The following is an 11204-nucleotide window of genomic DNA, read 5'->3' on the forward strand; positions in this document are numbered from 1 at the left end:
TTTTAAATCGTAAATCTAATAAAAACAGTTCACTTTTAATTTTTAAATGACAATAAAAATAATTTTTGTTGACAAATGTATAAAAATATTCAAAATAGCCAGCAACAAATGAGTATTTATGGAGGCAACATGAGTAAATCTGTATCTATGAATCCCAATAGATTAGTACAATATTTACAAAAACCAGCGGAGGAATTCACTAAAACAGACCTAATTAAATTCATAAAAGAAAATAACATTGAAATAGTTAACTTTAGATATGTAGGTGGAGATGGTAATCTAAAAACACTCAATTTCGTAATTAATAGCGAAGAACATTTAGATCAACTATTGGCTATAGGAGAAAGAGTTGATGGTTCAAGCCTTTTTACCTATGTAGATGCAGCCTCCAGCGATTTATATGTCATTCCTCGCTACAAAACAGCTTTTGTAAACCCATTCTCCTCTATTCCTGCTGTGGACATACTATGTTCTTATTATACATACGAAGGGGAACTCTTACCCAGTGCTCCGGAAAACATACTAAGAAAAGCGCAACAAGTACTAAAAAAGAAAACAGGAATGACATTAGAAGCTTTAGGAGAGTTGGAATATTATATCATTTATGAACCAGATAGTGATTTTTATCCAGTTAGTTCTCAAAAGGGTTATCAAGAATCCTCCCCATTTTGCAAGTTTGAAAAGCTAAGATGTGAAATTATGCAAGCTATTGTTCAAGCGGGAGGAAAGGTAAAATATGGTCATTCCGAAGTGGGCAATATTTCCGATGGAAACCGTAAAATGGAACAACATGAAGTTGAGTTTCTTCCTACACAATTAGAGGATGCGGCAGATCAACTCGCTATTGCAAAGTGGATGATAAGAATGTTGGGGCAAAAATATGGAGTTTCTATAACCTTTGCTCCTAAGATTATAGTAGGACATGCTGGAAGCGGTTTGCACATTCACACCCGACTGCTCAAAAATAAAAAAAATATGTTGGTAAAAAATGGCAAATTAAGTGATATAGCCAAAAAGGTTATTGCGGGGTACTTGGATTTAGCTTCTTCATTGACTGCTTTTGGTAATACTGTTCCTACTTCCTATTTAAGATTAGTTCCCCATCAAGAAGCACCAACCAACATCTGCTGGGGGGAGAGAAACCGCTCTACACTCATTAGGGTACCTTTGGGATGGTTAGGCAAGTATGATATGGTTAGGAAAGTTAATCCTCAAAGCAAAGAAGAAATTCCAAAGTTTATTGAGAAGCAGACCATAGAACTTCGATCTGCTGACGGTTCAGCTAATGTCTACTTATTGTTAGCAGGGATGGCAGTAGCCGCCCGTCATGGATTGGAGATGGAAGATTCATTGAAATTGGCTGAAAAGCTTCGTGTAAATGTGAATATCTTTTCCCCAGAATATGAAAAACTTCAGGAAAAGTTACCTCATTTACCATCTTCATGTTGGGAATCAGCCGAAGTTCTCTTAAAGGATAGGGAAATATATCAAGCATATAATGTTTTCCCAGCGGGCGCAATTGATAATATAGCAAAAAAGCTCCGTGATTACGATGATAAAAACTTGAGTGAAAAGCTTTATGGCAAAGAAGAAGAAATTGAAAAGTTGGTTAAAAAATACCTGCATTGTTAATCACTTTACTTAAGCTATCTTTCTCTTCTTGAGATAAATCTGAAGAATAATTAAAGCAGCAGGTGTCACACCTGAAATATGGTTTGCTTGTGCCGAAGACCCTGCTTTTATCCTTGCCAATTTCTCTTTTATTTCGTTGGAAATATCTTTTGATTGTAACCTATCTATAACCACAATTGTAACATTGTAGTGGTAAAAAAGTTTTGTTTGCTATAAAATAAAAAAGGAGGATGAAATGAGGAAAGATGAAGCAAAGGAATTTGTTTTAAAAACAGTAAAGGAATACGATGTTAAATTTATAAGGTTTTGGTTTACCGACATTTTAGGCTTTGTAAAATCTTTCGCCATTCCGGTAGAGGGGTTAGAAAAAGCCCTTGAAGAAGGAATGGGGTTTGATGGCTCATCCATCGAGGGTTTTGTGCGCATAGAAGAAAGTGATATGATTGCAAGACCGGATCCAAACACATTTACATTGCTTCCCTGGAGACCGAAGGAAAAGGCAGTGGCAAAGATGTTCTGCGACATCTACTGGCCAGATGGCAGGCCTTTTGAAGGAGATCCCAGGTATATACTCAAGAGAAATATGAAAAAGGCTCAGGATATGGGATTCACCTACTATGTTGGACCGGAGTTGGAATACTTTTATTTCAAAAGTGCCGAAAATCCAGAGCCTTTAGACCAGGGAGGATATTTTGATATGCCTCCTCAAGAGCTTGCTACAGGGCTCAAGAGAGAAACCATCCTTACATTGGAGGAGATGGGTATTCCAGTAGAATACAGTCATCATGAAGTTGCCCCCTCTCAACACGAGATAGACCTCCATTACACGGATGCGCTTACTATGGCCGATAATATGATGACTCATCGTATAGTGGTAAAACATATAGCAATAGAACATGGAGTGTATGCTACATTCATGCCCAAACCCTTATTCGGTGTAAATGGAAACGGAATGCATGTCCATCAGTCTCTGTTTAAAGGTGATACCAACGTATTTTTCGATCCCAATGATGAATATCACCTTTCAAAGACAGGGAAATCCTACCTTGCAGGACTTTTAATATATGCTCCAGAAATTACTGCTGTCATTTGTCAATGGGCTAACTCATACAAGAGACTTATTCCTGGATTTGAAGCCCCTGCTTATATCTGCTGGGGAAGAAGAAACCGTTCAGCTCTGGTAAGAGTTCCGGAATACGAACCAGGAAAAGAAAAAGCTACTCGCTTAGAGCTTCGTGCGGCGGATCCGGCATGTAATCCTTATCTTACATTCAGTACAATGTTAGGGGCAGGCCTAAAAGGTATAGAGAGCAACTTAGAGCCACCCGAACCAGTAGAAGAGGATGTATTCACTCTTTCAAAAGAAGAGAGAAAGAAGAGAAACATAGGTCTTATGCCCGGAAATTTGGGAGAAGCAGCGGCACTCATGAAAAAGAGCTACTTAATGAAAGAAGTTCTCGGAGATCATGCATTTGAAGCTTTCTTGAGAAATAAGGAAAAGGAATGGAACGAATACAGGTCACAGGTAACAGAATACGAGATAAAGAAGTATTTACCGATTTTGTAAGGTGTGGCAAATTGCGCATAGGTTTAGCGCAGATTAATGCCATCGTGGGTGACTTTGGGGGCAACACCAAAAAGATATTGCAAGCTGTTGATAATGCAAGATCTTTAGGTGTTGACCTCCTCACACTCCCTGAACTTGCAATTTGTGGTTATCCGCCGGAAGACTTGTTGCTTAAATCACAGTTCATTGAGAAAAATCTAAAGTGCCTCGAAAAGATTATAGATTATTCTTCTAATATTGCTATCATAGTAGGATTTGTTGATGTAAAAAGTGATATCTACAATGCCGCAGCGGTGATCTATGATAAAAAACTCATGGGAACATATCATAAGATTTACTTACCCAACCATGGAGTGTTTGATGAAAACAGGTATTTCCGGGCAGGTAATGCATGTACTACATATAAGATAGCAGGCGTTAATGTAGGAGTGAGCATCTGCGAGGATATATGGTATGAAGCAGGGCCGGTTACAGTTCAATCCTATGCGGGGGCAGAAGTAATAGTCAATATAAATGCTTCTCCTTATCATTTTGGCAAGAGAAAGTTTAAAGAAAAGATGCTTTCCGTTCGGGCTTTAGACAATACAGTTATAGTGGTATACAATAACCTGGTTGGGGGACAGGATGAACTTGTCTTTGATGGAAATAGTATGGTTTTTGATGAAAAGGGACAAATGCTTGCAAGAGGAAAATCATTTGAGGAAGATTTTATAACAGTGGATTTGAATATCAATTCTATTTTTAAAAGTCGTCTTCACGACCCCAGGAGAAGAAAAGAAGTATTAAGTTTTGAAGAAAAAAGATGGAAAACGGGTCATGTGGAAGTATCTCAAACTCCTATAATTAGTCCGAAACCTGCTCTACCACCAAGAGAAATAGTTGAAAAAGATCCCATAGATGAAGCTTATAAGGCTCTTGTTTTAGGAACACGTGATTATGTGCATAAAAATGGTTTCAAAAAAGTGCTGGTGGGTCTTTCTGGCGGTGTAGATTCGAGTTTGGTAGCCATGATAGCCGTAGATGCCTTAGGAGCATCCAATGTGGTGGGTATATCCATGCCATCTAGGTATTCTTCAGAAGAAAGTATATTAGATGCAGAGATTCTCTCTAAAAATCTGAATATGAAGTTTTTGACCATTCCTATTGAAAAGACCTTTTCGTCTTATCTTGAAACATTAAAACAAGCCTTTAAAGGCACAAAGCCAAATGTGGCCGAAGAAAACATTCAGGCCCGCATAAGAGGTAATATTCTTATGGCGATATCCAATAAATTCGGATGGCTTGTTTTAGCCACGGGGAACAAGAGTGAAACAGCTACAGGATATTGCACCCTTTACGGAGATATGGCAGGAGGATTCGCCGTCATAAAAGATGTTCCAAAAACTATGGTTTACAAACTGGTAGAACATAGAAATAAAATAGCAGGATTCGACCTCACGCCTCAAAATGTTTTAACCAAGCCCCCCTCTGCCGAACTCAGACCCGACCAAAAAGACATAGACACACTTCCTCCTTATGACTTACTCGACCCCATACTTCAAGCTTATGTCGAAGAGGATAAAGCTATAGAAGAGATCATCGGCATGGGTTTTGATAGAGAAATAGTGGAAAAAGCAGTTAAGCTTGTCGATAAAAGTGAATACAAGCGTCGCCAGTCTCCTCCAGGTATTAAGATAACTTCCCGTGCCTTCGGCAGAGACAGAAGACTACCCATAACATATTATCCTCTATGGAAATAATTTTTGCCCTGCCATGTATCTCTCTTGATCAATGTCTCTTGTATTAAATTTAATGTCTCTCTTTTCCTTAAAGACCAGGCAGGAGATAGAAGTTCATCCGCTCTTGGGTCTCCCATCAACCTTTGAATTACAGCATTCGGAGGCAACAACTCTAAACTATCTACCAAAATATCTACGAATTCTTCTTGCTCCAATGGTCTATACTTGCCATTTTCATACATCTTTGCCAACTTAGTTCCCTTTACCACATACAGATGATGAAATTTAATACCATCTATCGATAGTTTTGATAAAGCCTTTACCGTTTCCAGCATATCCTCTTTTGTCTCTTCAGGAAGACCCAATATGATATGGACACAGATCAGTATGTTTCTATTTGCAGTCATCTCCACCGCTTTTAAAAAATCCTCATAGCTATGACCTCGATTTATGAGTTTCAAGGTCCTGTTATGGATAGACTGAAGACCATATTCAATCCATACCTGATATTCTTTGGCATAACTTTGTATCAAATCCAGTATCTTTTCATCTACACAATCCGGTCTTGTTCCTATGGAAAGACCCACAATATCTTCACAGGATAAAGCTTCGTCGTACAGTGATTTTAATACTTCATAAGGTGCGTAGGTGTTGCAAAACGACTGAAAATAGGCGATAAACTTCTTTGCCTTGTATTTTTTCCTTAAGAATATCTCTGCTTGAGTAATCTGCTCGGAGATGGAAAGACCCTTTCTGTATGCACCCGTGCCTGAACCATAAGCATTACAGTAAATGCAACCTCCATATCCCTTTGCGCCATCTCGATTGGGACAACTAAGTCCCGCATCTAATGCAATCTTCTGCACCCGACAATTAAAGGTCTTGCGTAAAAATGTGTTGAGATCATAATATCGCTTTTTACACATTTTATTTAAGCTATTTTTCTTTTTTTGAGATAAATCTGAAGAATAATTAAAGCAGCTGGTGTTATGCCAGAAATGCGACCTGCTTGTCCCAAAGATGCAGGTTTTATATTTGTCAACTTTTCCTTCACCTCATTGGAAAGACCAACCATATTATAATAATCTATGTCTGGAGGCAATTTTAAATATTCAAACTTTTTAAATCTTTCCACCTGCTCTTTTTGTAATTTAATATAACCTTCATATTTCATCTGAAAACTCACTTCATCTTTCACATCCTGTGGTAAATTTTTTAACCCCTCATCAAATACATACAATTCATCAATATTTACTTCTGGTCTTTTCAAAAGTTCTCTCAAGGTAACAGGATTTTTGATGTGAGATGTGCCTACATTTTTCAACATACTGTTAGTGGCAGCATTGGGCTTAAGTCTAATCTCGCCCAATTTTTCCAGCGTTTTTTCAATATCTTCTTTTTTATTTAAGTATTTTTTATATATACTGTCATTTATCAGTCCCAGTTCATGCCCAAATGGCATAAGTCTTAAATCTGCGCTATCTTCTCTTAAAAGCAGGCGATATTCGGCTCGGGATGTAAACATCCTGTAGGCTTCCTTTGTTCCTTTTGTTACCAGATCATCTATCAGAACACCAATGTAGGCTTGAGAACGGTCTAAAATAAGAGGCGATTCTCCTCTTACATATTTTACCGCATTGATGCCTGCCATGATTCCCTGAGCAGCGGCCTCTTCATAACCTGTGGTGCCATTTATCTGACCGGCAGAGAATAGTCCCTTTATCAATTTCGTTTCCAGGGATGGCTTCAACTGAATAGGGTTGACATAGTCAAATTCAATGCCATATCCGGGTTTTATAATCTCCGCCTTCTCCAATCCCTTTATGCTTCTTACCATCTTTATTTGAACATCTATGGGCAAACTGGTAAACAAGCCGTTGGGGTAATATTCGGTAGTATTTATCCCCTCTGGTTCAATAAAGATCTGATGCCTCTCCTTACCTGAAAATTTGACAATCTTGTCTTCAATAGAAGGACAATACCTTACTCCTCTGGATTTAATAATTCCCGTAAAGATGGGAGAACGATCAAAGCCACTGCGAATGATATCATGCGTCTTCTGGTTTGTGTATGTGATATAGCAAGGTATCTGTTCTCTCTCTATCTTTTCCGTAGAGAATGAAAAAGGATGAGGGGGTTCATCTCCGTATTGAGGTTCCATTGAGCTAAAATCAATAGTGCGCCCGTCTAAACGAGGACAGGTTCCGGTCTTTAATCTTCCTATTTCAAAACCTAATTTCCTCAAACAATCCGATAATTTCTCGGAAGACGGTTCACTAATTCTTCCTCCTGACCAGTGTTTTAGTCCAACATGAATTAAACCCTTTAAAAATGTTCCCGTGGTTAGTATAACCGTTCTTCCTAAAAATACTTCGTCTATTGATGTTTTTACGCCCCTTACTATATTGTCTTCTACTAATATTTCATCAACGATTGCCTGTTTCAATCTGAGATTTGACTGATTTTCTATTATCTTTTTCATCCTCTGACTGTAGAGTTTCATATCTGCCTGGGCACGAGAAGACCATACTGCAGGACCTCTGCTCATATTCAGACGGTGGAATTGAATGCCTGTCTCATCTATATTTTTTGCCATCTCTCCGCCCAGAGCATCTATTTCCTTTACCAGATGCCCCTTTGCCCTTCCTCCGATAGATGGATTACAGGACATATGAGCAATTCTATCTGCATCTATAGTAGTAAGGAGTACAAAATGACCCATTCGGGCTGAGGCTAAGGCAGCTTCACAACCCGCATGTCCTGCCCCCACCACAATTACATCGAATTCTTTGGGATAAGTCGTTAGCATAATAATATAAATTTAGAAACTTAAGCTATTCTGTCAAGGTCCTGATATATAGATGTCTTATGTGCCTTCCTCGTGATTTTACACCTATACAATACCTTGATCTATCATAGCCGTTGCCACTCTAAGAAATCCTGCTATATTAGCACCTCTGCTTAAATTCCCCGGCGTTCCAAACTCCTCTGCCGTTTCGCTGCAGATTTTATATATATTCTCCATAATCTCTTTTAGCCTTTTATCCGTATACTCAAATGTCCAGACATCGTGACGACTGTTCTGAATCATCTCCAGAGCTGATGTTGCCACACCACCTGCATTAGCCGCTTTAGCAGGCCCAAATAAAATTCCTGCATTCATAAAGGCTTTAATTCCTTTGTGTGCGGTCGGCATATTGGAGCCCTCTCCAACCGCAATGACACCATTCTTAATCAGTATTTCTGCATCTCTTCCTGTTATTTCATTCTCCGTAGCAGACGGCAGGGCAATATCCGTTTTGATTCTCCATATATTACCACCTTCATAATAAGCAGCCGTTTCATGAAACTTTGTATATTCTTTAATTCTCTTTCTCTCAATCTCTTTAATCTGTTTTAGCGTCTCAATATTGATACCACTTTCATCATGAATTACACCGTTTGAATCACTCATCGCAATAACCTTTCCGCCCAATTGAATCACCTTTTCCGCTGCATATATAGCCACATTTCCAGAGCCGGAAATCGTTACCTTCATACCATCAAACGATTTTTTATGATCTCTCAACATCTCATCCATAAAATACACCAAGCCATATCCTGTAGCCTCTGTTCTTACCTGACTTCCACCCCAATTCAGCTTTTTTCCGGTTATAACACCGGCTTCAAATTTGTGGGTTAATCTCTTGTACTGGCCGAACAAGTAACCTATTTCCCTTGATCCAACTCCTATGTCTCCTGCTGGAACATCTGTTTCCTCTCCCAGGTGTTGGTAGAGTTCTGTCATGAATTTCCTGCAAAAATTCATAATTTCTCGGTCTGATTTGCCATGTGGATCAAAGTCAGAGCCGCCCTTGGCTCCACCCATAGGCATTCCCGTTAAAGCATTCTTGAAGATTTGTTCAAATCCAAGAAACTTTACAATTCCCAGATAAACGGAGGGATGGAACCTCAATCCTCCTTTGTAAGGACCTAAAGCGTTGTTAAATTGAACACGAAAACCTCTATTAATATGCATAATACCCTTGTCATCTTCCCATAAGATCCTGAATATAACCTGGCGGTCAGGTTCACAAAGACGCTCAATAATTTTGTACTCACAAAATTCAGGATGCTTGGCAAGCACCGGTGGTAGTGAAGACAAAACCTCTCTTACTGCCTGGTGAAATTCAGTTTCCCCAGGATTGCGATTCGTTACCTCCTTGTAAATAGATTCCATTTTCTCATTACCACCAAACATAAATTACCTCCTAAAAAAATTCGGATGTATCAGATGTGAGAAGTTCATTATATAGATTTACAATTACCATGTCAAATTTACGCATTGCCTCTGTGGTTACTATTTAAAAATGACATAAGTTAGATGGTTTTTGAAGTAGTAGCCCTTCCAATATAGTAAAAAAGGAAGGGCCGCTAATAGATTGATTTATGCTTTATGCTTCTTTCTTCTTGGGAGGTGACATCAACGCAAGGGCGAGTATGATTCCTACAACTGCCAGTATTGTTACGGGCACAAAAGATGACAAATAACTGCCTGTCATGTCTCTAATTCTTCCCGAAATGTAAGGGCCTATGAAGGCACCGGCACCATAGGCGAGGAACATTATGGCATAGTTTCTTGGATAATATTTAGTACCGAAGAAAGAACCTGTTGCAGTGGGTCCAATAGCCAGCCAACCTCCTAAACATCCCCACAGCATAGCAAAAGAAATCATAAATAATGCAGTTCTGCCTTCTCCAGCACCAAAGTACATCATCATTGAGGCAAGGATGATTATTACAAACGATAAAATGGCACCACCACGGGGAGTCAATTTATCTGTTAACCAGCCGAAGATTGGTCTACCGATACCATTGAAGATGGCAAATATCGCAACGGCTGTTGCAGCAGCGCCTGCACTCAACTTTATAATTTCCTGTCCCACAGGACTGGAAATTATAATAGCCATAAGTCCGGCAGTAACTCCTATCGCATAGCACAGCCATAATCCATAGAAACGCGCTGTTTTCAGCATTTCGGATGGACTCAACTCAACAGCAGCAGCTGCAACATGTGCTGATGGTTCCCAGCCGGCAGGTTTCCAGCCCTGGACAGAAGGAAACCTGAGGGGCAACGATAAAATTACCAATATTATAATAAACGCTACACCCAGATAGGCGAAGGTAGACATAGGACCGACAGCGTCAATAAGAGCCTTGGCTATGGGAGCTGTAATTAAAGCTGATAGACCAAAGCCCATCACCGTAGTACCAACAGCGATACCTCTTTTGTCTGGAAACCACCTCGCTGCAACTGCTACGGGGCATCCATAGACCATTCCTACGCCAAATCCACCCAATATTCCATAAACCAGCGTGAGCATACCCATACTCTTTGCCTGACTGGCTAAGATCCAGCCGAGACCCACTAATATGCCGCCTATGATTGACATCTTTTTTGGTCCCCACTTTTCCATCAGACCGGAGACAAGGAGCATAGCAATTGCGAAAACTACTAAAAATACCATAAAAGGATATCCACTTTCTGTAGCACCAACATCAAAGAGTGATTGTAAAGGTTTTCTAAAAACACTCCATGAATAAATAGTGCCGAGACATATATTTATCAATAATCCAGCGATAACGAATATCCATCGCCCACTCTCAGCACGCATCCCTAAGATTTTCTCTTCCTCTGCCATTATCAACCCTCCTTAATTAAACTTTAGTAACATTATTTCTGCTTACCTTTAGATAAACATAACCAAACAATTTAATTTTCTTCCTTCACCTCCCTTACGAAATTTTATAAAATATAAACTTATAATAAGTATATGTCAAGTATTAATTAAAATTTAACTTTTCCTAAGAATCCTAAGAAAATAACAAGTGCAAGTAAAAACTTGACTAAGATAAAGCTTTGATGCATAGTATTTAAGCGAGTACCTGTAGCTCAAGGGATAGAGCGCAAGACTCCGGATCTTGAGGTTGGGGGTTCAAATCCCCCCAGGTACACCATTTAAGATATGAAAAAAATAGGTGATGTTCTAACTGAGATTTTAAAGGATTGGCGATGTGGAAAGTTAGGTGATGAGGTGCGCATTAGAGAAAACTGGAGAGAAATAGTAGGTGACATTGTATATAAAAATACTCGGGTTGTAGGAATAAGAAATAAGGTATTAAGGGTAGGAGTGAGTTCCAGTGCATGGGCCATGGAACTCACTTTTATAAAAGATAGAATAATAGAGAATATCAATCATCTGTGTGGGAAGACAGCTGTTGAGGATATCTATTTTAAGGAGGCATGA

The 11204-nt window shown here is 39.2% G+C and carries 9 protein-coding genes and 1 tRNA gene; 5 read left to right on the forward strand and 5 right to left on the reverse strand.

Annotated features, from left to right (window positions below):
* Nucleotides 1-129: 129 nt before the first annotated feature.
* Nucleotides 130-1632 carry a glutamine synthetase gene (locus J7J10_00590; protein ID MCD6129444.1) on the forward strand — a complete coding sequence of 501 codons (1503 nt, stop codon included), beginning with the start codon at nucleotides 130-132 and terminating at the stop codon, nucleotides 1630-1632.
* 9 nt (nucleotides 1633-1641) lie between these two features.
* On the opposite strand, the gene J7J10_00595 is transcribed toward J7J10_00590, so the two are convergent.
* Nucleotides 1642-1806, reverse strand: coding sequence for a hypothetical protein (locus tag J7J10_00595; protein MCD6129445.1), 165 nt, complete (start codon nucleotides 1804-1806; stop codon nucleotides 1642-1644).
* A 61-nt stretch (nucleotides 1807-1867) separates the two neighbouring features.
* On the opposite strand from J7J10_00595, the gene J7J10_00600 reads away from it, so the two are divergent.
* Both J7J10_00600 and J7J10_00605 read left to right on the forward strand, forming a co-directional pair.
* Nucleotides 1868-3199, forward strand: coding sequence for a glutamine synthetase (locus J7J10_00600; protein ID MCD6129446.1), 1332 nt, complete (start codon nucleotides 1868-1870; stop codon nucleotides 3197-3199).
* The gene (locus tag J7J10_00605; GenBank protein MCD6129447.1) at nucleotides 3136-4938 is read left to right on the forward strand and encodes an NAD+ synthase; all 1803 of its coding nucleotides are present in this window, start codon (nucleotides 3136-3138) and stop codon (nucleotides 4936-4938) included. Before J7J10_00600 ends, J7J10_00605 begins: the two co-directional genes overlap by 64 nt.
* Here the strand turns inward: J7J10_00605 and J7J10_00610 are convergent.
* The 4 genes from J7J10_00610 to J7J10_00625 all read right to left on the reverse strand — a co-directional run bounded on the left by J7J10_00610 (nucleotide 4920) and on the right by J7J10_00625 (nucleotide 10598).
* On the reverse strand, nucleotides 4920-5843 hold the full coding sequence (locus J7J10_00610) for a TIGR01212 family radical SAM protein (protein MCD6129448.1): 924 nt from the start codon (nucleotides 5841-5843) through the stop codon (nucleotides 4920-4922). The genes J7J10_00605 and J7J10_00610 overlap by 19 nt on opposite strands.
* Nucleotides 5844-5848: 5 nt before the next feature.
* Nucleotides 5849-7726, reverse strand: a complete 1878-nt coding sequence (gene mnmG / locus J7J10_00615) for a tRNA uridine-5-carboxymethylaminomethyl(34) synthesis enzyme MnmG (GenBank protein MCD6129449.1) — start codon at nucleotides 7724-7726, stop codon at nucleotides 5849-5851.
* 84 nt (nucleotides 7727-7810) lie between these two features.
* Entirely contained in the window at nucleotides 7811-9157 is a 1347-nt protein-coding gene (gdhA, locus tag J7J10_00620; protein MCD6129450.1) for an NADP-specific glutamate dehydrogenase, read from the reverse strand.
* Nucleotides 9158-9350: 193 nt separating this feature from the next.
* Entirely contained in the window at nucleotides 9351-10598 is a 1248-nt protein-coding gene (locus J7J10_00625) for an OFA family MFS transporter (protein MCD6129451.1), read from the reverse strand.
* Between the two features lie 240 nt (nucleotides 10599-10838).
* Between J7J10_00625 and J7J10_00630 the strand changes: the two genes are divergently transcribed.
* Together J7J10_00630 and J7J10_00635 are read left to right on the forward strand one after the other, a co-directional pair.
* Nucleotides 10839-10914: transfer RNA gene (locus J7J10_00630), tRNA-Arg, on the forward strand.
* Between the two features lie 8 nt (nucleotides 10915-10922).
* Nucleotides 10923-11204 (forward strand): DUF721 domain-containing protein, encoded by a 282-nt coding sequence (locus tag J7J10_00635; protein MCD6129452.1) that lies wholly within the window; start codon nucleotides 10923-10925, stop codon nucleotides 11202-11204.

Source organism: Deltaproteobacteria bacterium (assembly GCA_021159305.1).
Lineage (GTDB): Bacteria > Campylobacterota_A > Desulfurellia > JAGGSF01 > JAGGSF01 > JAGGSF01.

What these genes read in the sequence shown, in the direction of transcription:
- J7J10_00590 (MCD6129444.1), top strand. Translation starts at nt 130, where the DNA reads ATGAGTAAATCTGTATCTATGAATCCCAATAGATTAGTACAATATTTA.
- J7J10_00600 (MCD6129446.1), top strand. Translation starts at nt 1,868, where the DNA reads ATGAGGAAAGATGAAGCAAAGGAATTTGTTTTAAAAACAGTAAAGGAA.
- J7J10_00605 (MCD6129447.1), top strand. Translation starts at nt 3,136, where the DNA reads ATGGAACGAATACAGGTCACAGGTAACAGAATACGAGATAAAGAAGTA.
- J7J10_00610 (MCD6129448.1), bottom strand. Translation starts at nt 5,843, where the DNA reads ATGTGTAAAAAGCGATATTATGATCTCAACACATTTTTACGCAAGACC.
- mnmG (MCD6129449.1), bottom strand. Translation starts at nt 7,726, where the DNA reads ATGCTAACGACTTATCCCAAAGAATTCGATGTAATTGTGGTGGGGGCA.
- gdhA (MCD6129450.1), bottom strand. Translation starts at nt 9,157, where the DNA reads ATGTTTGGTGGTAATGAGAAAATGGAATCTATTTACAAGGAGGTAACG.
- J7J10_00625 (MCD6129451.1), bottom strand. Translation starts at nt 10,598, where the DNA reads ATGGCAGAGGAAGAGAAAATCTTAGGGATGCGTGCTGAGAGTGGGCGA.
- J7J10_00635 (MCD6129452.1), top strand. Translation starts at nt 10,923, where the DNA reads ATGAAAAAAATAGGTGATGTTCTAACTGAGATTTTAAAGGATTGGCGA.